This is a genomic window from Nitrobacter sp. MLSD-S21, from assembly GCF_058809865.1.
This window is the reverse complement of record NZ_JBXASZ010000001.1, coordinates 436,221-453,056: the sequence shown is the minus strand read 5'-3', so window position 1 is coordinate 453,056 and position 16,836 is coordinate 436,221. Positions and strand designations below refer to the sequence as shown.

Here is a 16,836-nt window from a genome sequence, read left to right as displayed (position 1 = left end):
ATGTCCCCTAGTTGGCAAGAACCCATCAACCAGGGACTGGGTCGGGATGCTCACGCGCAAACAGTATGAACTCCTGCGTTTTATCAACGAACGGCTGAAAGAATCCGGCGTGCCGCCCTCGTTCGATGAAATGAAGGACGCGCTCGACCTGCGCTCGAAGTCCGGCATCCATCGCCTGATTACCGCGCTGGAAGAACGAGGATTCATCCGCCGTCTGCCCAACCGCGCCCGCGCCATCGAAGTCATCAAACTGCCCGAACTCGCCGCCAGCGGCGGCGGCGGCCGTCGCGGTTTCACACCGAGCGTCATCGAAGGCAATCTGGGCAAAGTCCGCCGCAGCGGCGGCGCTGTCGTCGACGATGTGGAACGTCCGGTCGCCGTACCGGTGATGGGACGGATTGCAGCCGGCACGCCGATCGAAGCGTTGCAGACCTGCAGCCACACCGTCAGCGTGCCGCCCGACATGCTTGGTACCGGCGAACACTACGCGCTTGAGGTACGCGGCGATTCTATGGTCGATGCCGGAATTCTCGATGGCGATCTTGCGTTGATCCAGCGGAACCAGACCGCTGATACCGGCGACATCGTCGTTGCCCTGATCGACGAAGAAGAAGCGACGTTGAAACGCTTCCGCCGTCGCGGTGCTTCGATCGCGCTGGAGCCGGCGAACACGGCTTACGAAGTTCGCATACTTCCGCCCAATCGGGTCCAGATCCAGGGCAGACTGATCGGCATTTACCGCAAGTACTGATTTCATCAGGAGCGAAAGGCTCCAACCGTGGACAAGCCGTTCAATCGTCCGGCTGGAGATCCTCGGGCACCGGCGTGGCGTCGGCCGGGGGTTCCGGTTTTGATTGCAGCTGTGCCGACTGTTCATCGACGGCAGCGGATGACCAGGGACGATCGACGCCGACAGGACGTACGGCATCAACAGCAAAGCCGGATCTTGAAGCACCAGATCTTGAAGCACTTGGGGTTCGCCACAAGGCAAGAGCGCCTTCACGCCGCAGCCTGTTTTGATCGATCACCTGCGCTGGGCACCCCTCCGGAGCCTGCCACGGCGTCACCATGAGCTCCGCCCGCGTACAATCATCCTGCATCGCCTCCGGACGCCGCGTAAGCGCGACAAGTCCACCTCCACTCACCTTGACCACGCAGCCCTCATCGTCGCATGAGACGCCTTCCGCCAGCGTAGGGTCGGCAGACCCACGCCCATCCCCGTCGGCGGCAAGCCATTCCCTGACCGTGAAAGAGTCCTTACTCGTACTGATGAGGCGCAGCCGGCCGTCCCCGCCCCTCACGGCGACATTGCGACCTTCCGCGGAGATCAGGATATCCGGCGGCGTCACCGCAAATGACCACACGATCGCCAGCGCGACCACAACCGCGCCGCTCCAGCGCAGCGGTGTTCTCAACAGTCCGAGCAGAATGATGCCCGCGGTCGCCGCGAGCAGCGGCCCCGTTCCAAAAGCAGCCGTATGACCGATGGCGCCCGGAAGCGCCGCTACCCATTGAGCCACAGCGACCATCCATTCGATGCCAAAGTCCATCAGCCGCCAGAACACGCCGTCGAAGCCAAACGGCATGGCCGCAAGTCCGAGAAGCCCGGCCGGCATCACCAGCGCCGAGATCACCGGCATCGCCAGCAGGTTCGCAACCATGCCGTATGGCGTCACCCGATGGAAATGGAACGCGACATACGGCGTGGTCGCGAGTCCGGCCACGAGTGACGCCAGCGCCAGCATGGCGATTTCGCGTCCACCCCACAGAGCGGCCCTCGCCGTCGGCGAGTGATCGGGGGTTGCAAGCATCTTCGGCATCCCGACCTGAACTAGCGCCACCAACCCGAGCGTCGCCGCGAACGACATTTGAAAGCTCGGGTGGATCAATGACTCCGGCGCAATCGCAAGCACGATCATCGTCGCGACCGCGAGTGTTCGAAACGTAATAGCGCGCCTGTCCACCATGATCGCAATCAGCACCACCGCTGTCATAAAGAACGAGCGTTGGGTCGCGACCTCAGCGCCCGACAGCAGAAGATAAAAAGCGGCTGCCACGAGCGCCGCTGCCGCCGACCACTTCTTAATCGGAAACGTCGCCGTCAACGCTGGAACCAGGGCCAACAGCGCACGCACCGCGAAGAAGACCACGCCAGCGACGACGGCCATATGATAGCCGGAAATGTGTCAACTACTAAGAATGGCTTGTGTTTACAAAGCGATGGATAGCAAACGCTTCCCATGTTTTGCTGCTTGGGAAGCAAGTGGGAAGCACTGGCGCCCCCGCCACGGTGTGCATGGACATCGATCGCTGCAGCGTGGTTGTATCTCCCGACACACCGCGGTCAGATAGATGAATATCTCAGCTGCAATAGTTTCCGCCGCGCTGATCATTGGCGCATCGATCATGCTCGCCTCGCATTGGAGCGTGCAGGCGATCGGTGCTGGCCGCCCCGCCGCCCTTCGCTTAAACAATTGGACCGGCGAAGTGGTCTGGTGCGCACCCGCCGGCCAAGACACGCGCAAGCTAACTTGTGAATCGAAGTAGCCGCCGGGCCGTAGCCCGGCGCCCTCGCCTCACCGACTGAGCGGCCAGCGGCGTGTCGCCAGTCTCTGCCGATCGCGGCTTCCTTTGCTTCTCACCGCCGCTCGTTACAATGAGCTTTTGTTGGCCTTCAACACCTCTCGGAGGCTCAGCCGCACAGTGCGTAAGAGGTCGAACGCGAGCGAGTTCGAGCTCACCCCAGCGTGCCTGATCTCTTGCGGTAGGATTGTGAAATTTCGCTCCAGGTAAAGAAGCAGCTCGATCAGCGCCTTCACGTCGGTTGGCATGCAGACGAGCAACATTCGAGCGCAATAATCCATTTCAGCATGAAGTTCCGCGAGGTCCTGTTTGGCGGCCTCGATCTGACCTACCGGCAGATTTCCCGATTCCACTGCTGCCACCCAGGCAACCGCCTGCGCATAGCGATCCCACGCCGCGCGGTGTTCCTTGATGCTGCTTTGAACATGTTCGCGGCTCCGCCAGGCCATTTCCTGCGAGGGCTTGTTGGGGCTTTCGCTGGCCGGTGCGCGGCCGGTAGAGCTCCCTGGGAATGTGACCACGTTGCTCATTGATCACCCCCCATCTGGTTCGGATGGCGACCGCGGGCAGTCTCCACGTCAGACCAGCCGAAACTCGGCTCGCGGCCATCATGCTCCGCACCTTCGTCCTCGCACACGTCCTCACGGTCATCGGCGCATCCATCACCTTCGCGATCATCTTGGTTGCCGGAGGCCCATTCCGCTTGATCGATTGCTGGCACCGCGGCGAGAATCGGCTCGTCCTCACCTTCCGTGAAGACGGGCTTTCCCCATCGCGATTCCCTATCGGTCCAGCCGAGCGGCGGCTCGGCGTCCGGATCCTCGTCGCAGGGTCCGTCGTCGACGGCGCGGTCCTCGTCGCAGTCGTCGGTGGTGTCGAGAGTGCCGATTAGCAGCTCGATCAAGGCCTCCCGCTCACTGCGGCTCCAAGCCTGGAAGAACTGTTCGGGTGTAACGTCCATTGGATAGTAGAGGTCGTCAGCGGACGTCGCTGGGCGATCGGTCGTGTTTGTCATGGTGCTTCTCTAGATTACCGGCTTCTCACGGCCGGGTGCCAGCGGGCGTCGCTGGCGCCGGGAGGGTGAGAACATGGCTAGAGACCATGCGCGACGGCCTTTCCCTTGCGGGTCTTGTATAACCGCCGCGCTCCCGGCATAGTGACGCCGGTCGCGCCGACGGCAATCGGCACGTTCGTTCTCGTTGGCAAGTCTGATCCCGGCAAGGATCGCCCTGCCACCGCTCTAGGGCCAGCGCAGCCCGGCTAGGCTGCTGGCGGGAGTTCTCACGCTCCGCCCTCACAGTCCCACTGATTTGGTAAAAAAACAATCCACGCTTTCCCCAGCGGGGAGACCTTTCGCGTGGGCTGCCATCGGCAGTATTGGCGTTGCTGGGTTACTAGTCGACGATGGAAAATCTGATGAACCGATTGATTCGGAGGCTTGATGCCGCGGACTTCGCGACAGCAAACGATAAGCGCGAATTCAGCAAAACAGCGCTCGATATTTTGAAGAACATCGTCCTGTTGGGCGCTTTAAAATATGCTGCCAATAAAACAGCCGCGACCGGTATCGAAGTTCTCTATTGGGTCGGCTGCGCTCTTTTCTTCATGCACTTAACGTCATTTCTCCTACCATGGCGCGTTCGTATTTTAGAGCTGCTGTGGCGAAACAATTCCATAGCCCATGGTATTGACGTAGTGATCAATCTACTCTGCATTTTTATTTTCCAGGCTCTAATTTGGTATTTCATCTACGACACGTCAGGGAAATTAGCAGCGTCGCACTAGCGACGCGATTTGCAGCGGTCCCGGAGAGCATCATGGCCCGCAGAAAGAACCTCACGTTGAACGATCTGCCCCTCTACGCGACCGACGAGGAGATCGGCGAAGCCGTGCTTGGTTGGGCACGAAAGGGCGAGTTCAAAGGGCTGGCCGTCTTGCACGAGCGGCAAGGGATGCCGAGAATGTCGCCTGTGTGGGGTGGCCGCTACGTCCCAGCCGTCAAGCTGTTCCTGGATGGTCAAAACGGTGTGACAAAGGCCGTTACCGCACTAGCCCCGAACGGAATAGAAGGAAGCTTTGACGGGCTCAAGCGGATGCGCAAGCCAACGCCGCGCGTCTAGCCCCTGCCCGCCAATTCTGACGATGAGTGCCGGTCGCTCCGAAGCCATCCGCCGCCTTGTGGAGATCGGGCTGAAGGGTAAAACGAAATGAGTAAGGCGTCCGGAGAGTCCGAACCACATAAGCCGGTTTAGAAGGAGATGCGCTACCTGACCAAGCGACGGCCCCGGCAGCCTGCAAGTGCCGAGACCGCCACAGGCGGGGTGTCATGGGCAACACCCCCAACAGCCAAACCCCAACTGGCATAAGGTTGCTCTTCCAAATCAGGATTATTTACATCGCCCCTAAGAATATTGGTGCAGCCTTCCGCGACGGAATCTCTGCCCGTCAAACTCAACCACTTCTTTTCTTTCTAAGTATTGTTGTGCGGCTCTAGTTATGACCGGTGGGACTGCCCATATAGTTATTATTGCCAGCACGCTAACCAACCGGCACTGGCGACAGAGAGACGCTCCTGTGCTCCCGCCCACGAAGGGAGCAAGCTATGTACGCCATGGTCTATCCGATTCATCTTCAGAGAAGTTCGGAACGCAGATGGGCAAATCGCGTCGCTCGTGAAATACCCCTCCGAAGATCACGCCCCGAAGGGACTGATACCTGCGCTTGTGGGAATGCTGTAACAGCACCCGTGAACTCGCGGTATTCGCCTCATATCGTCGCTAACGAATGGCACTGCACCAAGTGCAACGCTCGGTGGACGACCGAAGCATCCAATCCGTGCAGCTAACGCGTCAACTCCTCCCCTGATTCGAGTTCTCGTCACAACGCCGCATATGACGGTGCTTGAACCGTTATCAGCGCTCGCCATCGCTTCGCTGCCCGGACCTCTGCATTTATCGGTGACTGAAAGCGTTGCGATTCCGCCTTCTGCCAACAAAGGAGCCACGCCATGCAGACTCGATCTCGCTTTCGTCCGAATCCAAAATCGCTCTATCAACGTCTCAACGACGAAGCTCAGCGTCTACGAAAAGAGGCGCGCGGTACTCAGCCCGGCGTTGAGCGAGAGCGGCTAATCCGAGAGGCCCGACAGGCTGAAACAGCGTCCCACATGGACAAGTGGCTGTCATCCCCAGGCCTTCAGGCGCCGAGATAATGGGTTAAATATCGCGCCTACCTCTTGGCAAGCACGAAACGCTCAGGTCGTTTTCGTAAAAGAACACGACCGAGTCTGATTGGGCTGGGCAAAGCGGGGCCGCGGGATGCAGGCCGCCGAAGCGTTGACGTTGGAGGTCGTGTGATTGGGGAGCGAAGTGAATTTATGAAAACGTTCTTCATTTGGCTCTTCGGTATAGTTATTTGCGGTTTCGTTGGTGCGCTGATTGGCGAGTACTTTGGTGAGCGTCAAGTTCTCGGGTTCGTCATCGGCCTGGTCTCGTTCGCATTTTTTAAGCTTTTGGTAGTGCCAGAGCGAACTGACCGCTACGGCACAGGTGGATTTGATGAATGACAACCAGCCGACTATAGACCCTTGGAAGGCATTGGCCGAAATCCAAGCACTGGTTTGCGCTGCTCTAGAGAGCGCAGACCCTGTCGTCATGCGGCACGACTTAGAGATGATCCTGACGATCGTGGAGAAGGCGCTGCATCCGCGGGACCCGGAATAGAAAACCCCGCAGAAGCGGGGCTGAGTTTGCAAGTTGGCGCTCCCGGCGAAAAAGCAAATGGCCCGAAGCAATGCCCGGGCCATCCACATCGCGAGCGAGCGTACATCCGGCTCAGCTCACTAACCTATCCGCAGGTTGCCTGCGCTCTCCTTGCCCCGGTCCGAAATGATCTCGTAAGACACCTTGGCGCCCTCTGCCAGGCCGTTGAAGCCAGCCTTCTCCACGGCCGAGATATGGACGAACACGTCCTTGCCGCCGTCCTCGGGCTGAATAAAGCCATAGCCCTTTTGATCGTTGAACCACTTCACAGTACCAATTGCCACTTTAGTCATCCCCAAAACATTGAAATGCGAGTACAGCCTTAAGCTGTGAGGAAATGCAAGATAGGCCGCCGGTAGTACAGGGGCCGTTATGCCAGAACCTCCTCGGCCTTCCACTACAGAGTGGGGACTTACCAATCACCGATTTTTATCAGCCAATTCAGTTCAAGCGGATGCTCCAAAGCCCGCCGCCGCTTTGTCGAGCTTGGTCTAAAAAAGGGCAAATGAAATGAAGAAGCCCGAGGAGTTTGAACGACGCAAGCTCCCTTCGAAAGAGGAGCGTGCAGCCCGCAAAGTGCTACGGAAGGCCGACGCAAGAGTGGCAATGGCCGAGCACGAGAATGCCGCGGAGGCATTCGCGAAAAACCGGGAGCGTCTACGAGAAGAGCGCCTCGCTCGTGAGGCTGCCGAGCCGCACTCGCCACCGAAAAAGAAAAAAGCGGACAGTTGAGCCCGGACCTAGATCTCCTAAACACCCACCCAGGCGGTACCTATGTTCACCCTGTCACACACGGTCGCTGCCACTAGTTTGGCGGGATTTCTCTGTCTATCTGGCATATCAGCTCACGCTGAGACCATCGTCGGCGAGCCGCGCATTGTCGACGGTGATACCGTTGATATTGGAGGGAAAAAGATCCGGCTTCAGGGTATCGATGCCCCGGAATCGGACCAGCTGTGTCTGGATGCCCAAGGTGAGAAATGGGCATGTGGCATCGCTGCGCGCGATGCTCTCTCGGCCTTCTCCAAGAATCGGCCTTGGTCCTGTGAAGTCGAGGGTCGTGATCGCTATGATCGGTCGCTCGCTTTTTGCTCCATCGGTAGCCAGGACATCAATCAATGGATCGTCCAGAACGGATGGGCACTCGCATTCGTTAGCTATTCCAACCGCTATGTCGCCGATGAATCATGGTCCCGTGACATACACGCCGGACTTTGGTCGGGCGCGTTTATCGCCCCATGGGACTGGCGATCCCGGAGCGAACAGACCGTCATTCTCGGCTCCATCTCAGTGCCAGCGACTGCTCAAAAGCTCTTGCTGGAAGGGATGTCGTCACAGGACGCTCCCGATCCGGCATGCACCATCAAGGCCGGCGTGCACGACGGCGAATGCATTTATCACCTTACCGGTGATCGCTGGTACGCGAAGATGACGATGGATAAGCCAGACCGGCACTGGTTCTGCTCAGAGAAAGAAGCCGAAGCCGCGGGATGTAGGGCTCCGAAGCGTTGATGGGGCAGCACAGGGGACGAGATGAACGAACGTAGAGCCTTGATCCACATTAAGAGCCTAATAAAGGCGCGCAGGCGGGAACTACCCTCCCCGGTCGATAATGAACCTCCCATCGATTCCGTCAAAGCCTTGCAGCACATCAAGACATTGGCTCGCGCCGCGCAGGACAGCACCGACATGGACTTAGCGCAAAAGCACATCGAGATGATTTTGACGCTGGTGGATAAGGCGCTGCCGAGGACGCGCAAGGGGATCCGATGAGTGACGATGAGGGCAAAAGCCCACCGGCGGAGCCGAGATCTCTTTACGATCTCCCGGTTGACATCGCGATTAGGCTTCGCTGGGTGCTGCGAGACATTCGAGCGGGTCGCTTAAAGCTGATCGCGCCCTCGAGCGATGATTTGAGGTCCCTTGCAGAGCTCGGGTTGGTCACCGTGGATGACGATAAGCTCGTCCTGACGGACGCAGGATATGAAGCGATTGGCATTCCCGGATAGGAACGTCCCCTCATTCCTAACATTGACCCTTGGACGGACGGCGTCCTCCGTTCGATCCATCGACTCCCGCCGGTGAGATTTACCACCCCCGCCGGCGGGTTTCCCAAGGGAACGCTGCTACGCTTGGCGAATAGACGGGTGGACCCCGAACTCGCTCAGCGAGACGATCCACCACACCCCCGAATTGGCAGCTCAACCAAGAAATAGCTCGCGCGGGAAAAGTTCGGCACTAGAATTTCCGTCGGTTCAAACGGTGGAGGTGCGGCGATGGCCAAGCGTCATGGTTTGAAGCAACTTACTCTCGTGGATCGCCTTACCGCCTGGGCCGGTGAGGTGCGGGAGCAAGCAGCGACGATGGCGCCGGGGCCAGAGCAAGATGCACTGCTCAAGAAAATCGCCCAGGCCGACCAAGCCACAGAACTTTACAACTGGATCAACTCGCCGGAGCGTCAGCCTCCGAAGTGATCGTCACGAGATAATTGTTTCGCGCGCTCGCTTGAGCTCAGCCCTGTTGACGGCACATTGGCGACCTCGCGGGTCGATATCGGGGCCGGCCGTTGCGCACCGCGCAACGGCCATCCTGCCCAACTCAGCAGTTGCCCCCGGTCTTGCTGTTGCCGGTGCCGCTGTTGATGTAGCTCGTGCCGCTCAACGCCTGACAATAGGCCCCGACGACGGTGTTGTAATTTGCGCCGGAAACGAGATGGATTCCGGTCCCACCGTTTTCCATGCGAATCCCGGATATCGTCGAGCCGATACAATTTCCATCAGTGGTAAAGGCTTCGGAGAACCCGGTCTCGATTTGCACTCCGACGAACGTGTTCTGGTTGCCGCGGCAGTAGAAACCGTATTGCCCAAGGCTCGTGACCCGGTCGCCTACTAAAGTATTGGAGTTGGCGACCGGGTCCAGATAGTACCCGTCTAGCCTAATGTCGCGCGCGACAACATTCGTAACTCGATTATAGTATGCGGCGATATTGCCCCTGATATAAAGTCCGGTGTCGACGTTCGCGATAGCCGTGTCTTCGACGACCCAATCGGAGGTATCAAAAAGATAAACGCCTATTGACCCAACCACCGACGACCCGTCGACCGTGCAGCCCTTGAATACACCCTGATAGGTTCGGCCAGAGGCATGACCGTAAGGAACGACAAGCGAGCCAGCGCGGTTGAACTTGAGCGTGACGCCACGGCTACACATGATCGTGGTGCCGGGGCGAACCTGAAACTGGCTCGTGTTCATGTTGCATACGGAAGTCGTCGACGTCCCCGTCACGATGCCCGTCTTGGACGGAGATACGGCGACAGCGGCGAGGAACTTGTCCATCGCCACGCCATCGTTGGTCGAGCCGTCGCACGCCGTTCCGAAGTCAGCCGAATAGAGGATGCCGCTATCGAAGCGGCTCTGAACAGTTTGCGAGACACCGCCGGTTCGCGCGCTCGTGTAAGGCGCGGTCGATGAGGTCCAAGCGATGTTGCTACCTGAGAACGTGAGACCGGCGCCGAGGGAGGCAGCGAGAGTCCCGCCGGACGTGGAAAGGCCGTTGCCGAGATTGAGATCGATATCCGATCCAGTGACCTTCAGGCCGTTGGCTAGGCCAATGACACCGGTAAGCGACCCGAGCGAGGTAACGCCTGCCGTGCCGCCCGCCGCGAGGTTGCCAGGGGACGTGGTGTAGAACGTGCCGGTGCCCGCATTGTACAGCAGCACGCGGTCGTTATTCGTGTCCGGGCTCGCCGTGAACGGCAGCCCCTGGATCGTGCAGTCCTGAGCATCCGCGGTCGAAACCGACGGATTGCACTTGAACGTGGCAGCCGGCATCTGAGCCAGCGCCGAGTTCGGAATGCTATTCGGCCCGATCACGTTCTTGAGAAGCTGCGGGATCGGGATCGCCTGCGCCGGGCCGGCGCTTATCCCGAGTCTCCCCACGACAGAGTTCGGCGGCAAGGTCTGCTGCTGAGCAGCGGCGAGTGCCGGCTGCAGAGCGAGGATGAGAGTCGCGACAATTGAGTGGCGGCGAAACATTGGCGTCTTTCCGATTGCCCTGACGGGCTCGGCTGCAATCAGTGCAGTCGCTGGAAAGACGGTTTTTCGCCAATGTCTCAGAGGCGAAGCTGGTAACGGAAGCTCAACCGAAACGTTCTGGGCGAACGCAGCCTACTCATTCACTAGGCAGAGATTCCGACGAGAGCAGATTTTTGAACCTAGCTTCGTCCAAGCCTGCCAGCTTTCGCAACGTCTGTGCGACGCGGCGCCAGCCCTCATTCTGTCCCCTTAACTCGCGGGCCCTCGCGCGGGTCGCCTTGAGCTCTCGCTTGAGGCCAACAATGGTTGTCTCCGAATCTCTCATTTACGTTTCCAACCAGCAAAAAATGGGACCGAATCTCCACCGGTTCGGTCCTACACCGGATGCGGTGCTTGCCATGCGCGCTGGAGCTCAAGAAACTTCAAACACAAGTGCGAACTAGAGTGCTGAAGAAGCGGCGGCAGCTTTCAAGGCATCAACACGTCGTTCCAGGTCCGCCGTGATTTCCGCAGCCTTGACGCGATCGTCCTCCGCCGCCTTGTGGAGCTTTTCGATTTCGCGCTCGCGGAGGTTGAGATCGTGCTGGCGCGACTTGCACGCCCGCTCGAAGGCCTTCTTCTCTGCTTCCATGCTCGTTTCGAAAGCAGTTCTCTCGTCTTGCAGAGCGAGACGCTGTTGGGCGATTTCATCCTTGATACTATCGGCCGAGGCGATCACTTCCTGGGCTTCAGAGGCGGCGTCGAAAATTTCGGTGATGCGCGATTTGACGGCATCAGTGTTGTTAAAGAAAGCAACGAGCTCCATGAGGTGCTCGAAGCCGCTGCGCGGTGCGGTGGGTGCTGGATTGTCCAGGCTGCTGACGTGGTTGAGGCCGAGATTGATCATGTTCGGAACGTCCTATTGCGGCAAGGGACGGACGCCGTTGCCGATCGGTAGGTAGCCGGCCGGCAGAATCGGCTTCGCAAGCTTCTGTGCGTATGTCTGGATGCAAACGCCAGCCGCAGGAGGATCGGCCTTGACAGTGATCGAACGCTCTTCGTTGGTTCGAGGATTCACGCATCGGACTTCGTAGATCATGATTGCTTTTCCTTCTTGATACCGGTGGCGATCACGCTGTTGGCGATGGTCATGAGCCGCCGTGCCTCGGCATCGCCGGAGAGGTACCGCTCGACAAAGGAGCTGTCTGCCATCTGCCGCTGTTTCCAGCCTTCGACGAGCTTCATCTCGGCAGCAGTAACGCCTTGACCCTCGATGAAGTCACGTACAATGGGATCCGCGATCCCAGCCGCTCGCAGCATGTCGACCGTGCCGGCCAGCAGCTTGCTCTGCGACGAAGGAACGTCGGGGCTGTCGAGGATGCCGGCCATTGCGGCTTCAACGGGATCGCCCTTGACGATGATTTGGTTTAGCTCGTGAAATTCCTTCACCTCGGCAGCGCCAGACTCCAGGAAGCGGTCACGCCATGCGTCATCCGAGGTCAGCGTCGCGAGACGTGCAGTCGCTTCGTCAGCGGATATCGAAGCTTGCTCTTGCTGTTCGCTCACGATCGTGTCCTCCCGAGATAGGTGTTCGCAACGCCGATGGCCGCGCACGCGTCAGTAAAACCGGCCATAACGATCGGATCGCTCAGCCGCTCGATCGGCAATCCGCTCGTGCAAGGATGACAACACCTCGCGAGTCCGGTTAGGGCGCAACGGTCGGCGTTGCAGGCGCTGGCGCATTCGGTCATCGTCAGACCGGTAAGATTCTCGCTGGTCATGCGAGGGCCTCTTGTGGCTGCTCAGTCAGCGCTGCGCGCATAGCGGCTTGGTCAAATTTCTCGACCTGGCGCTCGATGTCGCGAACGATTGCATCGCTTGCCCGCATGAATTCCTCAACCGCAGCCGGTATTTTTTCCGGGTGATTGCGGAAGGCTTCAGCCGATGGCTTTGCGAAAGGCAACAAAAGCGTGCCGCTACCGTCAGCGCGTCGTGGCGCCAATCGGAAAAGCTCCGTCAAGAGCAGCCGCTCGCACTGCCCGAAGGCAGCGCCGAATAGGCCGTTCGGTCCCATGTTCATTGCAGGCATGACCGTGCCTGTCGGAATCGCGGCCGATGCCGTCAAAGTCGCTTCCGAATACTCGCCGTAGGCAATTGCCATCGCCGCGGCCGCTTCCAACGTCCGAGACATGGCGTGGTCGCGGGTCGCCATAGCAGCCTTGAAGGCTATCAACTGTGCGGCGCGCATCTCGGTCGCTGCGCCGGCGACTGCCTGACGATCAATCCGGCGGGCAAGCTCAAGAGCCTTCTCAAGCTCTGCGACAGCACTTTCGCTCGTTGCGAGTTGCGACCGCAATTCAGCGAGGCGTTTCGCCGATCCGGGAGACCCCTCCGCGGCGTCGAGGACATGCTGGGCAAGCTCACCTTCGAGCGCCGCAAGCACGGACCTTGCGGCCTCAAGCTTCTCGGCGATAGGCGGCGCGCGCTGCGGAATTGGTTCGCTCATGCAGCTACCTCATCGTGCTGCTGTTTCAGCGCCTGGTTGAGCAGCACTCGCACAACCGCGGCCAGCGACCGATCCGTCGCCTTCGCTTTAGCTTCCAGCTTTTGGCGGAGTTCCTTCGGTAGGTGAACCGACATCACACAAATTTCGCTCATGGCCCATCCTTTCGCTGCTTGGATGTTCGCCACGAACACAATCCATGAGCAACGTCCCTGAGTGCGTCGGATCGAATAGCGGGCGCTTTCGTTTTTCCCACTGACCGCGAACGCGATCCGCCTGTATCTCGTCGACAACGGCAACGAACCCGAGACCAAGCGCAGCATTCATCAACGAAATCGACAGTCCGCCTGGCTTCTTCATGCCGCACATCAATTTCGAACAGTACCCGTCAGCCCAGCCGGCGATTGCATCCACCGTCTGATGCGTAATGCCAAGCTCGCGAATGCGCGCGCGCCACGCCGCAACCAAATCCTCGGTGCTACGGATCAGAACTTCAGCCATCGATCAGCCTCGGATGTTCAAAAACGGCCGCCGCTATTTTTTTGAAGCCGGCGCGAAACAGGAAGGAGACATCGAATATGAGGACAGGCCTGATTTTTTCCTGCCACCACCCCCTACCCGGGTGTTTTTGCTGGAAAACCCAAGCCAATGGAGAAATCCAGCCATATCGCGAGCGCTCTTGCCCGCCGAACGACACCCGCCACACCGTGCCGATGACGATGGGAAATGAGGCGACGCGTCGAAAGCGCAGTCTTTCCAGTCCGATGACCTCGGGCTGCGTTCGCCGGGAAGCAATAGGTGCGCCGCGTGGGGGCCAGAAGCTAACGCGAATAACACGTTACTCGCGCCCATGGCCGGCGGGATAATGCTCACGAGGATATTGGTCGCGCGGCAGTTATCGCACACACGCTGACACTGATGTCCTTCTGCGCTTCCCTTCCAAGCGGGCGAAACGCCAGCGGCCACCAAGGCCGCGTCAAGCGTTGCAGACGCGCTAGGGGGTGTGGGGGAGACGTGTGCACCCGTTTGTAGGGGCGCTTGCAACCGTCCGCATGGGCGATTGTTAGGGCGTTTGTAGGGGCGTCTGTCGTCTTGCGGGTGCGTTTGTAGGGGCGTCTGCATGCTCATCGATCAGCCCTCGCGATGTGCTTCGACCGCTTACCGTCCACGACAACGATGGAGCCGGCTGCGAACAGCCTCTCCATTGCAGCCGCAAATGCCCTCGACTTCACACCGTTCGCCTCCGCATGACGCTCGAATGCGGCTGGCGCGTATCCCGATCCGGTGGTGCAGCGAACGAAACGGCCTTCGGCAGTAAATCTGTCGAGAAGCCGCAGGAACCGTTCATCCACGTCACGATCGACCGCAGCCCGATACGGTGACGCTGAGCCGGCCAAGGTGGTCGTGAATGTCAGCCCGTTCCAACGGAGCGTCACCTTCTCGCCGGTGCGGCCATAGTTGCTCTTGGTGACGGTGAGCGTGCGCTGATCCGGATCGTCTTTGTCCGGGTCGCTGAGGTGGAGCATCGACCGTACGCTGTTGCGCCAGTCCACCGAGTTCGCGGTCCCGCTGCCGTCGGCCATGCCGCGCACCGATGGGTGATCAAGCAACACGATAGCGACGTCATGCTCGCGGGCAATCTTTCGCAGCATGGCGAGAAAGGCCCGAACTTGGCGGCGCGCGATGGCCTCGCCATCGAACACCGCGGCAATGTTGTCGATTACAACCAGGCGCGGCTTACTATTTCTGATCCAAGCCTCCAGCCAGTCCAGCAGTGGCGCCCGCGACAACCGGCCGTCTTTGTTGGCGTGCACCAGCCAAGTGCTCTCAAGGTCTGGAAACAACATGTGCAGGTTGGGCAGATTGTAAGGATCAATGCCGCGGTGCCGGCATATCCGCTCGACACGATCGCGGATGTTATGCTCGGGCTCCTCGCATGAGAGAACAAGCGCGCCGCCGTTCTCAATCAAGCAGCCAAGCCAGTCCTGAAGCTCCGCGGCGACGTAAACCAGCAGTTGGCTGATGATCTCGGTTTTGCCGCTACCACCATTCCCTGACAGGATGGTCAGGTCACCGCTCGGAACCCGGCCACCAGCCAGCCAACGCTGCTCCTCGGACTCGGTGCCCTTCCATGCTGCCGACGTGATTGTGGCATAGCGGGCCGTAGCCCCCGCCGGTTGATCATTAGCAATTTCGGGCGGTTGCCTCTCCGTATGCCTCGAAGTTATCGACCGGCGGGATGTCATCCTGAGGACCGATATCCTCGTAGGGATCCACCGGCAGCTCTTCGTCGCGAGGCGCGCCGTCCCGCCTGTATCCAAGCTCCTCAAAAACCTGGAGCGCCATTGCGCGATTTACGGAGTCCAACATCAGGCAGCCTCGAGTAATCCGACAAGCGCCGGTGCATCATCTGGATGCCTGCGCAGCCATGCTGCGAGATCATCCGCGCTCCCGGTGCGGACAATGAATTTGAACGCGTCGACGGTCGATTGCGGCGTCCGATACTTCGCCGGCAAAGTCTTGCGGTTCTCCGGCAACTCGCCGGGGCGCCGCCAGCGGTCTCGCGGGTCGGCCAACTTCCACTGCATGACGAGTAGCGCGTCGCAGTCGAATTCCATCATCTCCGTCGGCGCGAAAGCATCAGCAACTCGACGCTGCACCTCGTCATGACCGAGTTCGTCGACAACACCAGCGGACTCCGCAAGCGCTTGCAGGCAGTCGATAGCGATGCGTTTGTCGAGCCACTGCATGTCAGTGAACCAACGCAGGACAGCGGCTGCCTGACCAAATTCGGCTGCCGCATCCATTATTCGGCCTCGCTGTCATCGAGGAGACCGAGCTCGGTTGCTTTAATCACCGCTGCATCGATCGCTTTCTTAAGATCATGCAGGCGCGCAACTTTGACGGTGATTCCTTTCGATGTCGGGACTGAGATCCCTTCGCGATTCGCGACGAACTTGCGAAGGTCAATTAAGTTGCATCCCTTATAGGACTGAAGCGTTGTGGTGATCACGTCTTTGCGGCGATTCGAAAAGAACCGATTGACCACGACCGGCTCAGCGAGTTCGGGTTTGCGGGCTCCCATGATCAAGCCGCCGTCTCTTCAGACCGCGCCGCGAGCCAGCGGCGATTTTCGCCGAGGGCAACTCCGATGCGGCGGGTTGAGATTCGTACGAACTTTGGTCCCTTGCCGTCCCGCATCAAGCGTTGGCCGGTGCTACGACTAAAGCCGTTGAGGCGGCACCATTCATCAAAAGACAAAATCCGGAGGTCAGATAACGCGAGGTCGTCAGTCACGAAACACTCTCCTTGAGCATCTAAGATGCTGAGGGAGTATTCAGCGATTTCCGAGTGTCGCTATTTGTCGTTAGCCGACTATTTGCGGGCAGGTTTCGACACGGCTCCAGAGGTCGCGCAGATCCGCGCCTTTCGCGCTGTGTCGCGAGACACGCCACCATAGCGAGCTGCGAGCGCCTTCTCCGGCTCGGCCCTTAGGCCATCAACCGTAATTTTCCCGACCATCAAATCTTGCTGCATCTCGGCCACCACACGATTTAGCGTGCCGGCCTTGGGACCTCGTTTTGCTTTCGGGCTGTCGATTGGCGGTAGCGGTGGAATTTCAGCTAGGAACGCAGCGAGACTATCGCTGGTGATAAAAATTTCCCTTGTGCACCCTTTCGCGGTGAACCACTTGCCGGTGCGCCCATCGGGCATGGGCCTCCCATTTTCGTCAATCAGTGGCAACTCGAGATCTACGGTCCCGTGCTCGAAAAACTCTCGCCAACGCTGACGCCACCAAATTTTTGGATCGAGATCATCGGCGCCGCCGTCCCATGTGCGATAGGCCGCTTTCAGCTTTCCGCCGTGACAAGCTTCCGCGATCTCGCGCTCGGCATCGACCTTTGGCGGAAGCTTAGCCCGGATAATGTCGAGGGCAACTCTGAGGGGAATAAAACCGATGGGTGGTGCAAGCAT

At 59.3% G+C, this 16,836-nt stretch carries 26 protein-coding genes and 1 pseudogene; 10 read left to right on the top strand and 17 right to left on the bottom strand.

The features are described from left to right. The first annotated feature begins 46 nt into the window (after positions 1–46). Positions 47–751 (top strand): transcriptional repressor LexA, encoded by a 705-nt coding sequence (lexA, locus tag AC1RT6_RS02265; protein ID WP_079447006.1) that lies wholly within the window; start codon positions 47–49, stop codon positions 749–751. 40 nt (positions 752–791) lie between these two features. Here the strand turns inward: lexA and AC1RT6_RS02260 are convergent. From AC1RT6_RS02260 to AC1RT6_RS02250, 3 genes and pseudogenes are all read right to left on the bottom strand, one after another. Then, positions 792–2,183 (bottom strand): annotated as a pseudogene (locus AC1RT6_RS02260) (ComEC/Rec2 family competence protein); the annotation flags it as partial. A 468-nt stretch (positions 2,184–2,651) separates the two neighbouring features. Further along, a complete protein-coding gene (locus AC1RT6_RS02255) occupies positions 2,652–3,113 on the bottom strand; it encodes a hypothetical protein (protein ID WP_079447009.1) in 462 nt (153 codons plus the stop codon). After that, entirely contained in the window at positions 3,110–3,598 is a 489-nt protein-coding gene (locus AC1RT6_RS02250) for a hypothetical protein (RefSeq protein ID WP_079447010.1), read from the bottom strand. The genes AC1RT6_RS02255 and AC1RT6_RS02250 overlap by 4 nt, the downstream gene beginning before the upstream one ends. Positions 3,599–3,987: 389 nt before the next feature. Here AC1RT6_RS02250 and AC1RT6_RS02245 point away from each other — a divergent pair, with 389 nt between their 5' ends. The 4 genes from AC1RT6_RS02245 to AC1RT6_RS02230 all read left to right on the top strand — a co-directional run bounded on the left by AC1RT6_RS02245 (position 3,988) and on the right by AC1RT6_RS02230 (position 6,305). After that, the gene (locus AC1RT6_RS02245; RefSeq protein WP_079447011.1) at positions 3,988–4,368 is read left to right on the top strand and encodes a hypothetical protein; all 381 of its coding nucleotides are present in this window, start codon (positions 3,988–3,990) and stop codon (positions 4,366–4,368) included. Between the two features lie 32 nt (positions 4,369–4,400). Further along, positions 4,401–4,703: a hypothetical protein gene (locus AC1RT6_RS02240; protein ID WP_087881142.1), complete on the top strand. Its 303-nt coding sequence runs from the start codon at positions 4,401–4,403 to the stop codon at positions 4,701–4,703. A gap of 1,256 nt (positions 4,704–5,959) precedes the next feature. Further along, positions 5,960–6,148 (top strand): hypothetical protein, encoded by a 189-nt coding sequence (locus AC1RT6_RS02235; RefSeq protein ID WP_079446621.1) that lies wholly within the window; start codon positions 5,960–5,962, stop codon positions 6,146–6,148. Next, on the top strand, positions 6,141–6,305 hold the full coding sequence (locus AC1RT6_RS02230; protein WP_158081516.1) for a hypothetical protein: 165 nt from the start codon (positions 6,141–6,143) through the stop codon (positions 6,303–6,305). Before AC1RT6_RS02235 ends, AC1RT6_RS02230 begins: the two co-directional genes overlap by 8 nt. Positions 6,306–6,424: 119 nt before the next feature. Here the strand turns inward: AC1RT6_RS02230 and AC1RT6_RS02225 are convergent, their stop codons facing one another. Next, complete coding sequence (locus AC1RT6_RS02225; protein ID WP_079446622.1) at positions 6,425–6,637, bottom strand: cold-shock protein; 213 nt, start codon at positions 6,635–6,637, stop codon at positions 6,425–6,427. Between the two features lie 217 nt (positions 6,638–6,854). On the opposite strand from AC1RT6_RS02225, the gene AC1RT6_RS02220 reads away from it, so the two are divergent. The 5 genes from AC1RT6_RS02220 to AC1RT6_RS02200 all read left to right on the top strand — a co-directional run bounded on the left by AC1RT6_RS02220 (position 6,855) and on the right by AC1RT6_RS02200 (position 8,818). After that, positions 6,855–7,076, top strand: a complete 222-nt coding sequence (locus AC1RT6_RS02220; protein ID WP_079446623.1) for a hypothetical protein — start codon at positions 6,855–6,857, stop codon at positions 7,074–7,076. A 42-nt stretch (positions 7,077–7,118) separates the two neighbouring features. Beyond that, on the top strand, positions 7,119–7,856 hold the full coding sequence (locus AC1RT6_RS02215; protein ID WP_493028998.1) for a thermonuclease family protein: 738 nt from the start codon (positions 7,119–7,121) through the stop codon (positions 7,854–7,856). 21 nt (positions 7,857–7,877) lie between these two features. After that, on the top strand, positions 7,878–8,117 hold the full coding sequence (locus AC1RT6_RS02210; RefSeq protein WP_079446625.1) for a hypothetical protein: 240 nt from the start codon (positions 7,878–7,880) through the stop codon (positions 8,115–8,117). After that, positions 8,114–8,353, top strand: a complete 240-nt coding sequence (locus AC1RT6_RS02205) for a hypothetical protein (RefSeq protein WP_079446626.1) — start codon at positions 8,114–8,116, stop codon at positions 8,351–8,353. The genes AC1RT6_RS02210 and AC1RT6_RS02205 overlap by 4 nt, the downstream gene beginning before the upstream one ends. A gap of 267 nt (positions 8,354–8,620) precedes the next feature. Then, positions 8,621–8,818 (top strand): hypothetical protein, encoded by a 198-nt coding sequence (locus AC1RT6_RS02200; protein ID WP_079446627.1) that lies wholly within the window; start codon positions 8,621–8,623, stop codon positions 8,816–8,818. 124 nt (positions 8,819–8,942) lie between these two features. On the opposite strand, the gene AC1RT6_RS02195 is transcribed toward AC1RT6_RS02200, so the two are convergent. From AC1RT6_RS02195 to AC1RT6_RS02135, 13 genes are all read right to left on the bottom strand, one after another. Then, complete coding sequence (locus tag AC1RT6_RS02195) at positions 8,943–10,379, bottom strand: right-handed parallel beta-helix repeat-containing protein (RefSeq protein WP_472790018.1); 1,437 nt, start codon at positions 10,377–10,379, stop codon at positions 8,943–8,945. Positions 10,380–10,818: 439 nt separating this feature from the next. Continuing rightward, positions 10,819–11,265 (bottom strand): hypothetical protein, encoded by a 447-nt coding sequence (locus AC1RT6_RS02190; RefSeq protein ID WP_079446630.1) that lies wholly within the window; start codon positions 11,263–11,265, stop codon positions 10,819–10,821. Positions 11,266–11,277: 12 nt separating this feature from the next. Then, positions 11,278–11,457: a hypothetical protein gene (locus tag AC1RT6_RS02185; protein WP_079446631.1), complete on the bottom strand. Its 180-nt coding sequence runs from the start codon at positions 11,455–11,457 to the stop codon at positions 11,278–11,280. Next, positions 11,454–11,924, bottom strand: a complete 471-nt coding sequence (locus AC1RT6_RS02180; protein ID WP_079446632.1) for a hypothetical protein — start codon at positions 11,922–11,924, stop codon at positions 11,454–11,456. Before AC1RT6_RS02180 ends, AC1RT6_RS02185 begins: the two co-directional genes overlap by 4 nt. Continuing rightward, positions 11,921–12,139: a hypothetical protein gene (locus AC1RT6_RS02175; RefSeq protein ID WP_079446633.1), complete on the bottom strand. Its 219-nt coding sequence runs from the start codon at positions 12,137–12,139 to the stop codon at positions 11,921–11,923. Before AC1RT6_RS02175 ends, AC1RT6_RS02180 begins: the two co-directional genes overlap by 4 nt. Next, positions 12,136–12,864, bottom strand: coding sequence for a TraB/GumN family protein (locus AC1RT6_RS02170; RefSeq protein WP_079446634.1), 729 nt, complete (start codon positions 12,862–12,864; stop codon positions 12,136–12,138). Before AC1RT6_RS02170 ends, AC1RT6_RS02175 begins: the two co-directional genes overlap by 4 nt. Continuing rightward, the gene (locus AC1RT6_RS02165) at positions 12,861–12,998 is read right to left on the bottom strand and encodes a ribbon-helix-helix protein, CopG family (RefSeq protein ID WP_493029252.1); all 138 of its coding nucleotides are present in this window, start codon (positions 12,996–12,998) and stop codon (positions 12,861–12,863) included. Before AC1RT6_RS02165 ends, AC1RT6_RS02170 begins: the two co-directional genes overlap by 4 nt. Next, the gene (locus AC1RT6_RS02160; RefSeq protein WP_079446635.1) at positions 12,952–13,362 is read right to left on the bottom strand and encodes a hypothetical protein; all 411 of its coding nucleotides are present in this window, start codon (positions 13,360–13,362) and stop codon (positions 12,952–12,954) included. The genes AC1RT6_RS02165 and AC1RT6_RS02160 overlap by 47 nt, the downstream gene beginning before the upstream one ends. A gap of 623 nt (positions 13,363–13,985) precedes the next feature. Beyond that, positions 13,986–15,107 (bottom strand): AAA family ATPase, encoded by a 1,122-nt coding sequence (locus AC1RT6_RS02155; RefSeq protein ID WP_472790021.1) that lies wholly within the window; start codon positions 15,105–15,107, stop codon positions 13,986–13,988. Positions 15,108–15,230: 123 nt separating this feature from the next. Continuing rightward, the gene (locus AC1RT6_RS02150) at positions 15,231–15,668 is read right to left on the bottom strand and encodes a hypothetical protein (RefSeq protein ID WP_079446637.1); all 438 of its coding nucleotides are present in this window, start codon (positions 15,666–15,668) and stop codon (positions 15,231–15,233) included. Next, positions 15,668–15,910, bottom strand: coding sequence for a PC4/YdbC family ssDNA-binding protein (locus AC1RT6_RS02145; protein ID WP_158081518.1), 243 nt, complete (start codon positions 15,908–15,910; stop codon positions 15,668–15,670). The genes AC1RT6_RS02150 and AC1RT6_RS02145 overlap by 1 nt, the downstream gene beginning before the upstream one ends. Positions 15,911–15,948: 38 nt before the next feature. Then, positions 15,949–16,158, bottom strand: coding sequence for a helix-turn-helix transcriptional regulator (locus AC1RT6_RS02140; RefSeq protein ID WP_079446639.1), 210 nt, complete (start codon positions 16,156–16,158; stop codon positions 15,949–15,951). A 78-nt stretch (positions 16,159–16,236) separates the two neighbouring features. Beyond that, a complete protein-coding gene (locus AC1RT6_RS02135; protein ID WP_472790023.1) occupies positions 16,237–16,836 on the bottom strand; it encodes a hypothetical protein in 600 nt (199 codons plus the stop codon).